Annotated in this window: 14 protein-coding genes and 1 tRNA gene; 12 read left to right on the plus strand and 3 right to left on the minus strand. The window is 58.6% G+C overall.

The window, feature by feature from the left end:
• Positions 1 to 14: 14 nt before the first annotated feature.
• The 4 genes from IPP95_05910 to IPP95_05925 all read left to right on the plus strand — a co-directional run bounded on the left by IPP95_05910 (position 15) and on the right by IPP95_05925 (position 5,603).
• A complete protein-coding gene (locus tag IPP95_05910; protein QQS73753.1) occupies positions 15 to 1,577 on the plus strand; it encodes a peptide MFS transporter in 1,563 nt (520 codons plus the stop codon).
• Between the two features lie 108 nt (positions 1,578 to 1,685).
• Positions 1,686 to 3,275: a peptide MFS transporter gene (locus IPP95_05915; protein QQS73754.1), complete on the plus strand. Its 1,590-nt coding sequence runs from the start codon at positions 1,686 to 1,688 to the stop codon at positions 3,273 to 3,275.
• Positions 3,276 to 3,509: 234 nt separating this feature from the next.
• Positions 3,510 to 4,988 (plus strand): peptide MFS transporter, encoded by a 1,479-nt coding sequence (locus IPP95_05920; protein ID QQS73755.1) that lies wholly within the window; start codon positions 3,510 to 3,512, stop codon positions 4,986 to 4,988.
• Positions 4,989 to 5,051: 63 nt separating this feature from the next.
• A complete protein-coding gene (locus tag IPP95_05925) occupies positions 5,052 to 5,603 on the plus strand; it encodes a thioredoxin family protein (GenBank protein ID QQS73756.1) in 552 nt (183 codons plus the stop codon).
• Between the two features lie 26 nt (positions 5,604 to 5,629).
• Here the strand turns inward: IPP95_05925 and IPP95_05930 are convergent, their stop codons facing one another.
• Positions 5,630 to 6,919: a cyanophycinase gene (locus tag IPP95_05930; GenBank protein QQS73757.1), complete on the minus strand. Its 1,290-nt coding sequence runs from the start codon at positions 6,917 to 6,919 to the stop codon at positions 5,630 to 5,632.
• A 32-nt stretch (positions 6,920 to 6,951) separates the two neighbouring features.
• Here IPP95_05930 and IPP95_05935 point away from each other — a divergent pair, with 32 nt between their 5' ends.
• Positions 6,952 to 7,710 (plus strand): hypothetical protein, encoded by a 759-nt coding sequence (locus IPP95_05935; protein QQS73758.1) that lies wholly within the window; start codon positions 6,952 to 6,954, stop codon positions 7,708 to 7,710.
• Between the two features lie 292 nt (positions 7,711 to 8,002).
• Here IPP95_05935 and IPP95_05940 read toward each other — a convergent pair whose 3' ends face one another.
• Positions 8,003 to 9,403, minus strand: coding sequence for an MATE family efflux transporter (locus IPP95_05940; protein ID QQS73759.1), 1,401 nt, complete (start codon positions 9,401 to 9,403; stop codon positions 8,003 to 8,005).
• A 134-nt stretch (positions 9,404 to 9,537) separates the two neighbouring features.
• Between IPP95_05940 and IPP95_05945 the strand changes: the two genes are divergently transcribed.
• From IPP95_05945 to IPP95_05965, 5 genes are all read left to right on the plus strand, one after another.
• Positions 9,538 to 9,999: a DUF1573 domain-containing protein gene (locus IPP95_05945; protein ID QQS73760.1), complete on the plus strand. Its 462-nt coding sequence runs from the start codon at positions 9,538 to 9,540 to the stop codon at positions 9,997 to 9,999.
• Positions 10,000 to 10,185: 186 nt separating this feature from the next.
• Positions 10,186 to 11,475, plus strand: coding sequence for a citrate synthase (locus IPP95_05950; GenBank protein ID QQS73761.1), 1,290 nt, complete (start codon positions 10,186 to 10,188; stop codon positions 11,473 to 11,475).
• A gap of 92 nt (positions 11,476 to 11,567) precedes the next feature.
• The gene (locus IPP95_05955; protein ID QQS73762.1) at positions 11,568 to 11,774 is read left to right on the plus strand and encodes a hypothetical protein; all 207 of its coding nucleotides are present in this window, start codon (positions 11,568 to 11,570) and stop codon (positions 11,772 to 11,774) included.
• Between the two features lie 146 nt (positions 11,775 to 11,920).
• Positions 11,921 to 12,010, plus strand: a tRNA-Ser gene (locus IPP95_05960).
• A 361-nt stretch (positions 12,011 to 12,371) separates the two neighbouring features.
• Positions 12,372 to 13,697 carry a DUF5103 domain-containing protein gene (locus tag IPP95_05965; protein QQS73763.1) on the plus strand — a complete coding sequence of 442 codons (1,326 nt, stop codon included), beginning with the start codon at positions 12,372 to 12,374 and terminating at the stop codon, positions 13,695 to 13,697.
• Positions 13,698 to 13,704: 7 nt separating this feature from the next.
• On the opposite strand, the gene IPP95_05970 is transcribed toward IPP95_05965, so the two are convergent.
• Positions 13,705 to 14,742 (minus strand): SMP-30/gluconolactonase/LRE family protein, encoded by a 1,038-nt coding sequence (locus IPP95_05970; protein QQS73764.1) that lies wholly within the window; start codon positions 14,740 to 14,742, stop codon positions 13,705 to 13,707.
• Between the two features lie 153 nt (positions 14,743 to 14,895).
• Between IPP95_05970 and apaG the strand changes: the two genes are divergently transcribed.
• Together apaG and pruA are read left to right on the plus strand one after the other, a co-directional pair.
• Positions 14,896 to 15,282, plus strand: coding sequence for a Co2+/Mg2+ efflux protein ApaG (gene apaG / locus IPP95_05975; protein ID QQS73765.1), 387 nt, complete (start codon positions 14,896 to 14,898; stop codon positions 15,280 to 15,282).
• Positions 15,283 to 15,338: 56 nt separating this feature from the next.
• Positions 15,339 to 16,967: an L-glutamate gamma-semialdehyde dehydrogenase gene (gene pruA, locus IPP95_05980; protein ID QQS73766.1), complete on the plus strand. Its 1,629-nt coding sequence runs from the start codon at positions 15,339 to 15,341 to the stop codon at positions 16,965 to 16,967.
• The last annotated feature ends 140 nt before the right edge of the window (positions 16,968 to 17,107 follow it).

A 17,107-nucleotide genomic window follows, 5' to 3' on the forward strand; every position in this document is an offset into this window, starting at 1 on the left:
CTAAACCACCGCACATGCCACAAACCGCTCCGCCGCACATAGAGTCCAGCGCCAACGAATCGCACCCGAAAGGGCTGTACCTGCTCTTCTTCACGGAAATGTGGGAGCGGTTCAGCTATTACGGGATGCGGGCCATCTTCATCCTGTTCATGACCAAGGCGCTGTTCATGGGCAACGCCGAAGCCTCCAATGTTTACGGAAGCTTTACAGGTCTTGTGTACCTCACGCCTTTGTTGGGGGGCTACATCAGCGACCGGTTCTGGGGTAATCGACGAAGTATTTTGGTAGGGGGCATATTGATGGCCTTGGGGCAGTTCCTGCTCTTCTTCAGCGGCAGCTTGGTGACAGAGGCCGCGCAAAGCGCCACCAGCATCAGTGCCATGTGGGCGGGCCTTACCCTGCTCATCATCGGCAACGGTTTCTTCAAGCCGAACATCAGCACCATGGTGGGCCAGCTCTACCCACCGAACGACCGTCGCATTGACGGGGCCTTCACCATCTTCTATATGGGCATCAACCTCGGCGCGCTCTTTTCCCCATTGATCTGCGGCGGCTTGGGCGACACCGGCAGCATCTTCGATTTCAAGTGGGGCTTTCTTGCGGCCGGCGTCGGCATGGTGATCAGCACCATCACCTTCGAGCTCTTGAAGAATAAATACCTCGTTGACGCCAAAGGCGGGCACATCGGCATGCCGAAGCAGAAGTTGGACATGAAGACCGTGGCTACCATCCTCGGTTCCGTGGCCCTGATGTTCGTGCTCCTGAACTTCAAGACATGGTTTAAGACGGACATCGACCTGATCGGCTTCCTTATCTACGGTGCCATGATCGCCATGCCGATCGTCATCTTCAGCGATAAGAAGCTGGTGCATGAGGAGAAACAGCGCATCAGCGTGATCTTCATCCTGGCCTTCTTCGTGATCTTCTTCTGGGCTTGCTTTGAGCAGGCGGGGGCGTCATTGACTCTTTTTGCAGACACACAGACCGAACGCCACATCGGCGGCTGGGAGATGCCTGCGAGCTATTTCCAAAGCGTGAACCCGGCATTGATCATCCTGCTGGCACCGCTCTTCAGCATACTGTGGGGCTGGTTGGGCAAGCGCGGCTGGGAGCCTTCCTCCCCGTTGAAGATGTCGATGGGTTTAGGTCTGCTAGCACTGGGCTACGTGGTGATCGCATTCGGTGTTCATGGCGTGGACCCGGCCGCGAAGATCAGCATGTGGTGGTTGATCACGCTGTACGGCTTGCACACCATGGGCGAACTGTGCCTCTCACCCATCGGCCTCAGCATGGTGAGCAAGCTCGCGCCACTGCGTCTTTCATCGCTACTGATGGGCACGTGGTTCCTCGCGAACGCGGCGGCCAACAAATTCGCCGGCACGCTCAGCGCCTTGATCCCGCCCGGAGCGGGCGAAGCACCGGTCACCGCTGAAACCGTATTCCCAAAGTTCCTTGGTTTCACCATCGACAACCTCTTCCACTTCTTCATCGTGTTCATCGTGTTGAGCGGCAGCGCAGCGGTCCTGTTGTTGGGGATCCATCGCTGGTTGCAGAAGCGCATGCACGGAGTGAATTAAGTCTTGAGTCCGTGAGTCTTGAGTCGTGAGTACGATCGTCCAGTCACCAATCGCCAACCACCATTCACCACCTCAGGTCAGCATGATCTGCGTTCCTAACACCTTGTCATGAGCGGAACCTCCAAGCACCCCAAAGGTCTCTACGTCCTGTTCTTCACCGAGATGTGGGAACGCTTCGGCTATTACCTCATGCTGGGGATCTTCAGCCTGTACATGCTGGATGGATGGGAGAACGGGGGCATGGGCTTCGACGCACTGAAGAAGAGCGACATCTACGGCACCTACCTCGGTCTGGTGTACCTCACGCCTTTTATCGGTGGTTTGCTGGCGGACCGCATCCTCGGCTTCCGGAAGAGCATCATCAGTGGCGGGCTGCTGATGGCCGCAGGTTACCTCACGTTGGCCGTACATGATGTCAACGCCTTCTACATCGGCCTGCTGCTGATCATCATGGGCAACGGCATGTTCAAGCCGAACATCTCCACGTTGGTGGGCAACCTGTACAACGATGACAAGTACCGGGACAACAAGGACGCGGGCTTCAACATCTTTTACATGGGCATCAACATCGGTGCCTTCGTCTGCAATTTCGTGGCGGCCTTCATGCAGATCAACTACGGCTGGGGATACGCCTTTGCGGCGGCAGGCATCGGCATGTTGATCGGTGTGGTGGTCTTCATCAGCGGGAACAAATGGGTGAAGCATGCGGACATCATCAAGCCCTTGGAACCGGGCGACATGAGCACCAGCAAGATCCTGCTGAGCACATTGGTCCCGATGTTCGTCTTTGGCGTGCTGGGCTACCTGATCCCCGGCAACCTGTTGGGCACGGACACCAACGACGCGTTCATCTTCGGCTGCATACCGGTTGTGGCCTTCTTCATCTACCTCTACGTGAAGGCGAACGCCGAGGACAAGCGGCCCATCGGCGCGCTGTTGGCGGTGTTCGGCTGTTTGGTGATCTTCTGGGCGGTGTTCCACCAGAACGGCGATGCGCTCACCGTATGGGCCAAGGACTACACGAACCGGGAAATGCCGATGAGCGTCTCCAACGTGGCGGACAAGATGAACATGGCCGAGACCGTGACGAACAACGGCGCAGAAACCGCACCGAACAGTTCGCAGTACTTCGCCACCATGGCACCGGAGAACGTACCTGCCCAAGGCCAAAGCCTGAAGCTCTATTCCACGCAGCTGTACCAGAGCATCAATCCTTTTTGGGTGGTCTTGCTGACGCCGATCATCGTGGGCTTCTGGGGCTTTATGCGCAGCCGGAAAAGGGAACCAAGCACACCAACCAAGATCGCGATCGGCTTGGTGATCACGGCGCTGTCCGCTTTGGTGATGGTGGGCGCGGTGATGGCGACGAACAATTTGGAGAGCAAAGCCAGTAGCTGGTGGCTGATAGCGAGTTACGGGGTGATCACCGTGGGCGAGTTATGTCTAAGCCCGATGGGCCTCTCCTTAGTGAGCAAACTGAGCCCGCCACGGATCACAGCCTTGATGATGGGCGGCTTCTTCCTGAGCACCTCGGTGGGCAACAAGCTCAGCGGCATGCTCAGCGGCCTCTGGGAAGGCTTTAACGACAAGAGCTACTTCTTCTTGATGAACTTCGGCCTGGCACTTGCTGCCGCGCTGATGCTCTTCTTCATGCTGCGCTGGCTGAAGGCGGTGATGCGGGAGAAGAACATCCACTGACGTGGAATGTTAAATGCAGAATGAAAAATGTAGAATGCTGTATGGGGCCGCAGCACACGCAACCAACCTCTGCAAACACACTTGGGGCAACACCTAGCTCGTAACACGTCAACTCGCGACCCGCAACTCGTTAACACGCAACGCCCAATTGGAATGCGTAAAATTGCCCCGTCGCGCACGGATCCCTTGTTCCGGACCTGACAACTGACAACGAACAACCGACAACTGCCCCCCATGCAGACCCTCCAGGAGATCCGCGACTTCAAAGGCAAGTACCCGCGCCAGCTTTGGTATTTGTTCGGCAGCGAGATGTGGGAGCGCTTCTGCTTCTACGGCATGCGCGGCATGCTCACGGTGTTCATGGTGAGCCAACTGGGCCTGGATGACAAGACAGCTAACCTGCAGTACGGCGCGATCCAGGCGTTCGTGTATGCCTTCACCTTCATCGGTGGGGTGTTCGCGGACAAGATCCTCGGCTTCCAGAAGTCCTTGTTCTGGGGCGCGCTGATGATGATCGCCGGCGGCCTGGTCATCGCCTTCTCACCGGCCGGACTCTTCTACATAGGCACCTGCTTCTTCATCATCGGCACGGGCTTCTTCAAGCCGAACATCAGCACCATGGTGGGGCAGTTGTACCATGAGGACGACCCCCGGCGTGATGCCGGTTTCAGCCTGTTCTATTCAGGCATCAACCTCGGTGCGCTAATGGGCGGTGTCCTGATGATCTGGGTGGGCAAGTACCACAGCTGGCCGCTCGCATTCGGTCTGGTGAGCATCGTGATGACGATCAGCCTCATAAACTTCTTCGTCACCAAGAAAAGCCTGGGGCCCATCGGCCTTTCGCCTTTGCACCCGGACATGCCGGCAAACAAGCGCAAGATGTATGAGATCGCCGTCTATATCGGTTCGCTCATCGCCATTCCCTTCATCCTGATCCTGGTCACCAACACCCACTACACGGACCTGTTCATGTACATCATCGGCCCGGCCACGCTGGTGTATCTGGGTTGGGAAATGCGGAAGTTCAACACGAAGGAGAACAAACGATTGGGCGCAGCGATGGTGTTCATCCTCTTCTCCATCTTGTTCTGGGCCTTCTTCGAGCAGGCGGGCGGGTCGCTGAGCATTTTCGCCTTGAACAACCTCGACCACACGCTGTTCGGCTTCATCCCCATGGACCCGAACGTGATCAACAACAGCTCCAACTCGCTCTTCGTCATCATTTTCGCGCCGCTGGTGGGGCTGCTCTGGCTGTGGCTGAGCAAGCGGAAGTTAGAGCCGAACTCCGTGGTGAAATTTGGTATCGGCTTCCTGCTGTTGGCCGGTGCCTTCTATGCGTTCTATGCCACCATCTTTTTCGCGGACGCGGACGGCATCACCTCATTGGACGTGTTCATTTTGGGTTATTTCATCATCACTTTCGGTGAGTTGAGCCTTTCGCCGATCGGCCTTTCGCTGATGACCAAACTCTCCCCGCAGCCTATCCAAGGCCTGATGATGGGCATGTGGTTCCTGGCCAGCGCTTACGGGCAGTACGTGGCCGGCCTGCTGGGCGCGGGCATGAGCACTGCGGACCCGGACGTCTCCAACCTGTCCAAGCTTGTGGCCTACACCGGTGGCTACCAGCAACTGGCCATTTACGCGCTCATCGCCGGCGTGGTGTTGATCGCGATCTCCCCGGTCGTACGCCGCTTGATGAAAGGCGTCCATTGAACTTGCACCATCCTGGATTTCCGGCACGGTATTGGCCGATCAGCACCCGAAAACATCCCCCGAATGCGCACTTTCCTCTTCTCCCTTTGCTTGACCCCACTGGCCCTTTTTGCTCAGGACCACAGCGATGCCTTGGTGCATTGGACGGATATTGAAACAGCCCAGAAAGCCGCCCAGAAGGACGGCAAGCCCCTGTTGATCGACGTCTACACATCTTGGTGCGGCCCATGCCGGATGTTGGACGCGAACACCTTCCATGATGCACAGACAGCGGAATACATCAACGCCCATTTCCACCCGGTGAAATTCAACGCGGAAGGCGATGGATCCGTCCTGTTCAACGGCAAGACCTACACGAATCCGAGCTATAACCCGGCCATGAAGGGTTCACGGAACGGCACCCATGAGCTCACCATGCAGATCGCCCCGGTGAACGGTCGCGTGGCATACCCCACCATCGTGTACATGGGCAAGGACGGCCAAGTACTGGCACCGGTGCAAGGCTACCATACGCCCGAACAGATCGAGCCGATCCTGATGTACTTCGGTGACAAGCTGAACGAGAAGCAGGAGTTCCCGGAATTCCAGAAGAACTTCAAGAGCCAGCGGAAGTAGTGGGTATCACTCTCTTTCCGCGTGGATCAATGCACGATCTTCCACACGCGCTGGCCTTCTTGACCTTCTCCCCGTAGCAACAAGATGCTGGAAGCGTCAGCGGGAATAGCCATGCTGCATCTTCCCGATCCGTCGGTCGTGGCCTGTTGAACGTTCCTGCCATCGACGGCATACAGCATTAACGTGGATCCCGGGACCAAGCCCACCACCTTGGCGCGACCGGAGACCGCATCCCATTCCATCACAGGAACGGCTCTTTCCCGGAACTGAATGCCCGTGGCTCCGCAGGGCGGCGCATCTCCCGGCTGCGTGATGAAACTTCCGGCCACGGCACTCCAATCTTCCCACGCGCCACCTTGGCCGCTATAGTGGTCGTTCAGGTCGAACCAGTTGGCCCCGTCCGAAAGTCCGGGCACTTTATAGGCCTTCACGGCCATGCCGTTGCGGTCCCATGTGAGCGGCATACTTGCAACGCAACTCTCGGGGGTGGACGGTGATACGCAGTTCATCCGCAGGAAGTAGGCGAACTCTTGGTACTGCGGGTATTCGCCATAGACGTGCGCAATGCCGTCCGGGGCCACGCACACCGCCACATACTCGTTGCAGGCAATACCATAAGCCGCGCTGTCGCCCTGCTGCGCCATGCGGGCGAGGAACGTGAAGTGCCGCCCGCGACGGTCCGGGTTGTCGTAATGCGTGTCCGTGATCGTGTTCGCCATGAAGGGTACTTGCAGGAATGGCGCGCAATCCACCGTCATGTAGGTGTTGAAGGGGTTGCTCAGCGCTTCCGCGGAAGTGACCGATCCATTCTGGGCGCTGAAATAGCAACCACCTAGGATGGCCATGCCCGCGCTGGTGCCGCCGATGGCGATGTGGCGTTGTGAAATAGCATCGTTGATGGCGGCCATCACGGGACTGTTGCGCCAATAGCTCACGTAATTCCATTGGTCGCCGCCCGCGAACCAGATCGCCTCCGCCTTTGAAATGCGCTCCAGCACATACGGATCCGAAGCGGCGGCGGCACCGTTGAACAGGATCGTCTCCACGGAATTCACCCCTCCGAGGTCGCTGTACATGTAATCGTTGTAACCGTCGGAGCCGGAGGCACGGAGTACGAGCACATCACCGCCGTTGGCCCGGTCGAGGAACCATTGCATCGCGGGATCGAACTCACTGGCACCGCCCATCATACAGGTTCCGCCCAGCGGCTCCACGGCAAGATCCGTGGTATTCCCGGTGAACCAGCTGGTGTAGGTCTGGGCTGAAAGCGCCAACCCGAGGAGCGCCACTAAGAGTGAAAATACCGTGCGTGCCATGGCCCGAATATCGGCGATCTACATTTGGGCACATGCGCGGGATCATCTATCTCCTTCTGGTGCTGGCAGCGCCTGCAACAGCCCAGGTCCAAAACTGGGATCCGACGCCCTTCAGCGTCGCCGGGGATATCCGGTTCAATGACGATCTGGACTTCTACCTGAACGGCTATACGAAGGAAGAGATCAAGACCATGCGGGGTGAAGTGAGCATGTGGCGAATGAACTTCGACAAGATGATCCGGGCCACCGTGGCCGACATCCGTGAGTACAGCGAGGGCAGCAACATGGTTCCCACCATGCATGACTTCACGCTTCCGGAAGTTCGAACGGACATTCCCTACCACTTGGCGGCGCACAAGGGTAAGGTCCGGGCGTTCATGTTCGGCAGCATCAGCAATCCGCCTGCCCGCGCGCAACTACCTTTCTGGGACAAGCTGAATGAGAAGTACGACACGGCCCAAGTGGAGCTGTTCGTGATCTATGGCAAGGAACTTCACCCTGGCGACCACAAGAATTACAGTGCGTACCCTGCACCGGAGACGATGGCACAAAAGATGGCGTACGCCACGGAATTCGCGAAGCTCACCAAGCTGCCGGTACTGGTCGATGGCATAGACAATAAAGTGCTGAACGCATACGGCCGCGTGCCGAACGGTGCCTATGTGATCGATGCCGATGGCAAGTTGATCTTCCGCGGTACCTGGGCGGACAGCCGGAAGATCGAGCAGATCTTGGACACCGTGCTCAAGTGGTACGCGGACGGCAGGCCGAAGCTGAAAAGGAAGAGTTGAGTAAAGGACGCGGAGGCGCTGAGGCGCAGAGAATGCGACAGGGAACTGGTTTCGGGTTGCGAGTTGGCGCGTTACCCGTTGTTGATGGAACGCTGATGCGCTTCGCCGAAGCGGCTTCGCTCAGGCGCAGTGCCGCAGATCGGTATGATGTAGGCGGATAAGAGGTGTCGGTGAGGAAGTTCCGTTGTTCGTTACGCGTTGGGGGGTGAGGCCCCTTTCCAATTCCTACCGGGATCCATCTTGTATTCTCCGCGCCTCAGCGCGTCTGCGCCAAAACCCAGCCCCTCCGGCCTCACACCTGCATCAACTTCCAGCGTCCTTGCCGGAAGACGAGAACACAGCAAATGGCCAGCAAGCTTTCACTGGCGGCAATGGCGATAAAAACGCCCTCGGGCGCATTCATCCAACGCGACAGGTACCACGCAAGCGGGATCTCCACAAGCCAGAAACAGACGAGATTGAGCCACACCGGTGTCATTGCATCGCCGGCACCATTGAAGGCTTGCGATAGCACCATCCCATACGCATAGAAGAAGTAGCCGAGGCAAACGATGCGGAGCGCCTGGGTCCCGACCAGCACCACAGCTGGGACCTGGGAAAAGAGTCCCATGGCCCATGGCGCACATGCAATGAACAGCAGCGCCATGCTCACCATGTAGAACATGTTGTAATGGCCGCATAACCATGCGCTCCGCTCAGCCCGGTCCGGGCGCTTGGCACCGAGGTTCTGGCCCACCAGCGTGGAAGCGGCATTGGCGATGCCCCATGCGGGCAGCAGGGCGAACACGATGAGCCTCACCGCGATGGTGTAGCCGGCCACGGCATCATTTCCAAAGCCGGCCACGATGCGGACCAGGAACACCCAGCTGGCCGAAGCGATGAGGAACTGCGCCGTCGCCCCGGCGGATACCCGCATGATGTTCCAAAGCGCGGACCACGCCACTTTCATATGCCTCCGGGCGATCATCACACGGCTCCGGCCATTGAACAGATGCCAACATTGGTACAACACGCCGCATCCCCGCCCGATCACGGTGGCCAAGGCCGCACCGGTGACACCCATTGCGGGGACGGGTCCCAAACCGAAGATCAGCAGGGGGTCGAGCACCATGTTGATGATATTGCCGACCCACAATGACCGCATGGCCAGCGCCGCGTTACCCGCCCCCCGAAAAATCGCATTCATGCCAAAAATGAGCAGGATCACCACGTTGCATCCCAGCATGATCCGCATGAACGGTGTGCCCAATTCCAGGACGCTTGGCGCAGCCCCCATCAACCGGAGCACATCCTGCGCATAGAACAGGCCGGGCAAGGCAAAGAGCGCTCCGATGGCCAAGGCGATAAGGATGCCTTGCACGGCGGCCACATCCGCCCCTTCCCTGTCCTTTTCCCCGGTCCTTCTGGCCACTACCGCCGTGATCCCGGCACCTAAGCCCCAGGCGATGCTATAGATCAACATCATCACCCCTTCGGTAAGGCCCACCACGGCTACCGCCTCCACACCGAGCCGGCTCACGAAGAACACGTCCACCAAGGCGAACAACGACTCCATGGCCATCTCCATCACCATGGGGATACTGAGCAGGACCACGGCGCGCCGCAGCCCCATCGCCGTAAAGTCCTTGTCCCCGCCGGCCAGGGCCTCCCGCAATAGCATGAGCGCCTTTCGCGGTGTTCGATGGTCGGTCATGGCATCAAAGTTGCAACAGCCTCCCTCAACAGTGAAAGAGGTGCAGAGCTGTTAAGGATAGGTTAAAGGCAGTTCCTCCCGAAGCCCTCCCCATAGTTTTGTGCCACAAGAACGAAATCAACCAAAAACGACGAATGAAAAAGCTCATCGCAACACTCGGCCTCAGTGTCCTCGTACTCGGAGCGTTCGCTCAGGAAAACACCACGACCGTCGGTGGCAGCGGCCCCATGATCTCCTTGGACAAGGAGGTGCATGACTACGGCACCATCGACCAAGGTGCCAACGGCACATGCGAGTTCAAAGTGACCAACACCGGCGATCAGCCCTTGATCATCAGCAACTGCAAAGGCAGCTGCGGCTGCACCGTTCCCAAGTGCGATACCGCCCCTATAGCTCCCGGCGCCTCTTCCGTGATCACGGTGAAGTACGCCACCGAGCGCGTCGGCCCGATCAACAAGTCGGTGACCATCACCAGCAACTCCTTGAATTCCCCGACCAAGATCATCCGCATCAAGGGTGAAGTGAAGGCCTCTGCCACTCCGGCCCCGACCTCGCCGGTGAAAGCGACCAGCCCCATGGCACCGACCTCTAACTAAGGTCCTACGGATCGTTGTCGGCAAGGGCCGCCCCTTTGGGCGGCCCTTGTTGCGTTCCGCCGTTCCCCATCAACGATCAGCACCGCCGGGCATCAGGCGCTAAAATCCCCAAAGGCCGCCCAATGAGCGCACCTGTGCGTTAAATTCGCGACATTCAAGATCCAGTCATATTACCGTAAGCAGCAGATGAGCGAGACCGCGAAGATCATTTTAGAGGGCAAGACCTATGAATTCCCCATTGTGGAGGGAAGCGAGGGAGAGAAAGCGATCGACATCAGCAAATTGCGTGCGGAGACGGGGCACATCACCTTGGACTTCGGTTACAAGAATACCGGTGCTACCACCAGCGCGATCACTTTTCTTGATGGAGAAAAGGGGATCCTTCATTACCGGGGTTATCCCATTGAGCAATTGGCTGAGAAGGGGTCATTCCTGGAAGTTTCCTACCTGATCCTCAACGGCGAACTTCCGAACGCCAAGCAATTGGAGGAATTCGAGGGAAACATCCGCTACCATTCGCTGGTGCATGAGGACATGAAGCACGGCTTCCAGTTCTTCCCCAGCAATGCGCATCCCATGGGCATCCTCTCAGCGATGATCAATTCGCTGAGCACCTTCTACCCCAAGAGCCAATCGCCCAACCGGCCCAGCAGGGACGTTGAACGCACGATCTACCGCTTGATCGCGAAGATGCCGACGCTGGCCGCGATCAGCTACAAGAACAACTTGGGGCATCCGTACATGTACCCGGACAACAAGCTGAGCTACGTGGAGAATTTCCTCCACATGATGTACGGGCTGCCCACGGAGGAATACACCGCGGACCCGGTCGTGGTGGACGCCCTGAACAAGCTATTGATCCTGCATGCGGACCACGAGCAGAACTGCAGCGCCAGCACCGTGCGCATGGTTGGCAGTTCACAGGCCAACCTGTACAGCGCCGTTTCCGCAGGCATCGCAGCGCTGTGGGGGCCATTGCACGGCGGGGCCAACCAGGAGGTGATCGAGATGCTGGAGACCATCCGTAACGACGGGGGCAACATCCGGAAGTGGGTGGACAAGGCCAAGGACAAGAACGACCCGTTCCGTCTCTTCGGCTTCGGCCACAGGGTGTACAAGAACTTCGACCCGCGCGCCACCATCATCAAGAAGAGCAGCGACGAACTTCTGCGCAAAATGGGTGTGAAAGATCCAGTTCTCGACATCGCCCGACAACTGGAGGAGATCGCGCTGAAGGACGATTATTTCATCGAACGCAAGCTGTATCCGAACGTTGACTTCTACAGCGGCATCATCTACCGCGCCATCGGCATCCCCACACGGATGTTCACCGTGATGTTCGCCATGGGCCGCTTGCCCGGCTGGATCGCCCAATGGAAGGAAATGGTGGAGAACAAGGAGCCTATCAGCCGTCCGCGCCAGATCTACACCGGTGCGGCCGCACGCGACTATATCCCCATGGCACAGCGCAAGTGAACCGGAGGAAGACAAGGGAACTAGTGCCGCCACGCGCATGAAGTCGCGCATTCCGAACATCCTCATTACTTTGCCCCGGCATAACTTGAACAATGAACACACGCAAGATCATTGGCTACGCGCTTTGGTTATTGGCATTCCTCATTCCTTTCCAATCCTCCATCTTGAGCACCGAGGATGTCGGTGAGGTGAAAGGGCTGGTCAGTTTCGTCGCCTTGGTGACCATGATCTTCATAGGCTATTTCCTCGTGGACGGGGCCAACGCTGCGGATAAGGCCAAGGCCGGGCACGGGCATTAGGTTAACCGATCGTGGGGATGTTCATCTCCACCGGACTTGCATCCCATTTCCGACAGGTGCGGCTAATTGCTCGCACTGCACGCTGCATCCGGCTATATTTGCCGCCCTTCGATGGCGGCTTGATCAAGTAGCCAAAAGGAAATCCCGGAGAGGTGCCAGAGTGGTCGATCGGGTCTGTCTCGAAAACAGAAGTACCCGCAAGGGTACCGGGGGTTCGAATCCCTCCCTCTCCGCCAACGCTGCCCCGCGCAGCGGGCGATGCCACAAAGGTCGCGAAGCGGCCGCCGCGTTGAAGCCTCCCCCTCCGGGAAAGCCCGCTTCGGGCAATCCCTCCCTCTCCGCCGATCGGCTCCCGCGAAGCGGGGGCATGGATGCCAAAGGACGCGACCAAGCTCGCTTAGTAAAGCGGCTTTCGGCATTCATGCGGGATCCGCAAAGCAGGTCGCCGATCGAAGCCTCCCACCCTGGGAAAGCGCGTCTCGCGCAATCCCTCCCTCTCCGCAGCACTGCACAATAGCTCGCCCGGCGCGATCCCCAATGGATCTTCACGGCGACCGCCCGCCGCACTACCCGCATGTGCGTTTCCTTTGCGTACCGATGAACCTGACACCGAACCACCGCACGAGCAACTGGTGGATGCTATTGCTCACCCTTGTCGCCTGCACCACTACTCAACCTGCCGTCAGCGGAAGCGAGGAGTACTACTCCCCGCAGGAGTCCCGCAACGACGACCATGTCTACGTGCCCACGGTGCACACGGTGCAATTGTTCAAGAAAGGTTTTGAACTCTCCCCACCGATCCTTGAACTGGGCGGTACGGACCCTTTGATCTTGCGCTTCGACGACTTTTCCCCGGATGCCGAGAACCTTTCCTTCACCGTGGTCCATTGCAACGCCGACTGGCAGCCCAGCGACCTTTCCCCCAGCCAGTACATCAATGGCATGCCGACGGACTTTGTGCCCTCACCCCGCCAAAGCTTCAATACACTTAAACCTTATCTGGAATACGAGCTGGAGTTCCCGAACGAAATGATGCAGCCATCGGTTGCCGGGAATTACATCCTGAAGGTCTATCGGGAGAATGATCAGGACGACCTCATCCTGACCCGGCGCTTCCTGGTCTTCGAGAACCGGGTGCAGATCGATGCGGGTATCGTGCCCACACGTGACATAGAGCAGCGCGACATGGATCAACAACTGGACTTGACGTTGCGATACCCCGGGATCTCCGTGCCGGACCCGTTCACCGACCTGAAAGTGGCCGTGCTCCAGAACATGCGTTGGGACGATGTGCGTACCGGGTTCAAGCCGAAGTTCATCCGCGATTCCGAGCTCATTTACGACCAACCGAAGGAAGGCGTTTTCCCCGGTGGTAACGAATGGCGCGGTGTGGACCTGAAGAGCACCCGCTACTCCACGCTTCGCGTGAACCGGTACATCACCTCACCGGAAGGGCTGGAGGAGGCCATCCTGTTACCGGATGAAAAACGCGAATTCAAGGTCTATCTGGACCTGCCGGACATCAATGGAAAGTACTTGGTGCGCAACGATCTGTACCAAGATGATCCCCTCAGCGCCGATCACATCTATGTGGACTTCACCCTGCCCCGCAGCGCCGAACTGACCGGTGGCGATGTCTATATCTACGGTGCTGTCAGTGACTTCCAGTGCAAGAAGGAGTTCCGCTGCACCTGGGATGCCCATAAGAAGGCCTATACCTTGCGTGTACTGGTGAAGCAGGGTTACTTCGACTATGCCTATGCTTTCTTGCCCACCGGGGCCACGGCACCCGACCTCGCCTTACTGGAGGGATCGCACTTCCAAACGGAGAACGACTACCTCGTGCTGGTCTATGTGCGTGACTATCAACTGCGCTGCGACCGCCTGCTGGGCCTGAGGTTCCTCAATAGCCGGAAAGGCTGAGGTCAGCTCAACGGCGAATGATCACGGCCTTCTTCCGCAGGACCGGAACGTCCACCACGTAGGTGCCCGATGCCAATTCGGTAATGTCCAGCAAGCCATTCGGTGAAAGCGTGCCGCTGGCCACGAGCGTGCCCCTCACATTGAAGACAAGGAAGGGTACCGCGTGCTTCAGTTCCAGATCCAACTTGAGCAATCCGTTCGTCGGATTGGGCCATACCATGAAGGTGCCGTAAGGTGCCGCCTCCGGGACCGCCGTGGTGCAATCCGCGACATCCACCAGCGATACCGTATTGTTGCCGCTGTTGGGCACGCATACGCGGTCGTGGACGGTGTCATAGTCCAGATCGGCCGGATGATCCAGGCCGTTGTCCATCATCAGCACCACTGGCGCTTCGGTAAAGGTGTTCTCATAGCGCGTAAGCTGGTCCGGCTCCCAACTGGCTACAATGATGCGACCTTGGCAGTCCAGCGTTACGCCATCGATGCTGCCGAGGTTGGTGGTATAGCTGCTCAGCTCGGCCCCGCTGTCCCTGTCATAGCTTTTGATCTTGGCATTGCTGCCCCATCCCACCACCCACAGGCGCTCCAAAGCGGGATCCCATACGATCCCGTTCGGCGTGTTCACGGTATTGGCCACCAGTGTGGTGTAGGTCAGTTGCTCCACGTTCACCTTGAAGATCTTTTTGGTGCTGAAATCCGTCGCATATAGAAATGCCCCGTCGGTGGTGATGCCATTGAGAAATGACCCTCCCACGCTGAGGCTGAACACCACCACGCCGTCCACGGTGCTGAATCCGCGGATGGAACCGCCCATGCAGGCAAAAAGCGTATCCCCCTTCAGCTCGATGCCATAAGGCGCCGTCGGCAAATTGCTCGCAAAGGCCGTGACCGTACCGTCATACGCCCGCTGCTTGATGCTGTTGTCGCCTGTATTGCTCACGAAATAGCGCTGACCCTCAGCATCGTGCTCCACGCTCTCTGGTCCGCTGTACTGGGCATTTGCGGAGCAGGAAACGAGCAACAACGCGGGGTAGAAGATCTTCATCAGGCTTTTTCGGTGGCGCAATCTACCGGAACGGTGCTGCTGTGTAAAGTGGACATCAGCAGCTTTTCCTCATTTTAATGTGGATGAGCTGGCCCCGATGACGCACAACTCATTGGTCCGGGTGTTAGACTTGCACATACTACTGAACCCAAAATGTCCACCGCCGTCTCCCACGACATCCGCGTAAGCGTGATGGCCCGGTTCGAGGCCGGGCAAAGCGCCCCGACCGAAGGACGCTTCCTGTTCAGCTACCGGATCACCATTGCGAACCGGGGCCAACGCACCGCACAGTTGCTGCGCCGGCACTGGTTCATTTCGGACAGCCTCGCTTCGCCCTGCGAAGTGGAAGGCCCGGGGGTCGTGGGCGCCGTTCCGGTGCTCGAGCCCGGGGAACAGTTCACCTATACGAGCTACTGCGAACTGCACAGCGGCATGGGCCGCATGCGCGGCAGCTATCGGATGCGCCATATGGACGATGGCAGCGAGTTCGACGTGGCCATCCCGGCCTTCGACCTTCGGTTGCCGTACGCGGCGAACTGAGGCAAGGGGTATCTTTGCAGCCGTTTTAAACAGCCACCGATCACTATATTCTTTCCATGAGCAACGCCATCTTCACCCCTCCCGCACCCCACAATGAGCCCGTACTGAGCTATGCACCGGGCAGCCCCGAACGCAAAGCCCTGCAAACGGAGTACGACCGCCGCATCAAGACCACAATCGACGCACCGATGTGGATCGGCGGCAAGGCCGTGGAGACAAAGGACCTGCTGAAGATGAGCCCACCGCACAAACATGCACACAAGCTGGGCATGAGCCACCATGGGGATGCCAAGCACGTGAAAGCCGCGATCGACGCAGCCTTGAAGGCAAAGCGCGACTGGGAGCGCATGCCCTGGGAGGAGCGCGCGGCGATCTACCTGAAGGCCGCCGACCTCATCAGCGGGCCCTACCGCGCCAGCATCAATGCGGCCAGCATGCTCGCGCAAAGCAAGAACTGTTTTCAGGCGGATATCGATGCGGCCTGTGAGTTCGCGGACTTCCTGCGGTTCAATGTGTCCTACATGGTCCAGATCTACCGCGACCAGCCACAGAGCTCCGCCGGCATCTGGAACCGTTTGGAATATCGCCCGCTGGAAGGGTTCGTGTTCGCCCTTTCCCCGTTCAACTTCACCAGCATCGCGGGCAACCTGCCGAGCGCACCCGCGTTGATGGGCAACACCGTAGTGTGGAAATGCGCCAACGCGCAGATCTATTCGGCCCAAGTCATCATGGAGGTCTTCCGATTGGCGGGCATGCCTGACGGGGTGATCAACCTGATCCACGTGGACGGCAAAGTGGTCGGCGATACCATCCTGCGCCATAAGGACTTCGCCGGAGTCCATTTCACCGGCAGCACGGGTGTGTTCCGCACCATCTGGGGCGAGATCGGCAACAACATCGCCAACTACCGGAGCTACCCACGGATCGTGGGCGAGACCGGCGGCAAGGACTTCGTGGTGGCGCACCCCAGCGCAGATCCGCTGGCCGTGGCCACGGCCCTGTCACGTGGTGCTTTCGAGTTCCAAGGGCAAAAATGCAGCGCCGCCAGCCGGGCCTACATCCCGGATAACCTCTGGCCGCAAGTGAAGAAGGCACTGCTGGAGGATCTCGCAGAGATGAAGATGGGCGACCCACGTGATTTCAAGAATTTCATCAACGCGGTGATCGACGAGAAGAGCTTCGACAAGATCACGGGCTACATCGCCGGGGCGAAGAAGGACAGGAAGAACATCAAGGTCCTTGCAGGTGGGAATTCCGACAAGAGCAAAGGCTACTTCATCGAGCCGACCGTCCTGGAGTCAAAAGACCCGAAGAGCGTGACCATGTGCGAGGAGATCTTCGGCCCGGTGCTCACCGTCCATGTCTACAGTTCCAACCGCTGGATGGACACCCTGAAGCTGGTCGACTCAACCGGGGAATACGCCTTGACCGGAGCGGTCTTCGCACAGGACCGAGCAGCGATCGTACAGGCGACGGAAGTCCTCCGGCAGTCCGCCGGCAACTTCTACATCAACGATAAACCCACCGGTGCTGTGGTAGGCCAACAGCCTTTCGGCGGCGCGCGCGGCAGTGGCACCAACGACAAGGCCGGCAGCTACCTGAACCTCGTCCGCTGGACCAGTGCCCGCACGATCAAGGAGACTTTCATTCCTGCGTTGGACCACCGGTACCCGTTCCTGGGCTGAGGTGAAAGATCGGCCGCAGACCGTGCTACGCCGAAGCGGCTACGCCTAGGCGAGGGCGCGGAGGCGCAGAGAAATGCAGTAGATGAAGGTGGCAGGTGATCGGTGGCGGGGCGCTGCAGGCTGCCGCTGCCGACTGCCCG

This window comes from Flavobacteriales bacterium, from assembly GCA_016700415.1.
Classification (GTDB): domain Bacteria; phylum Bacteroidota; class Bacteroidia; order Flavobacteriales_F; family PHOS-HE28; genus PHOS-HE28.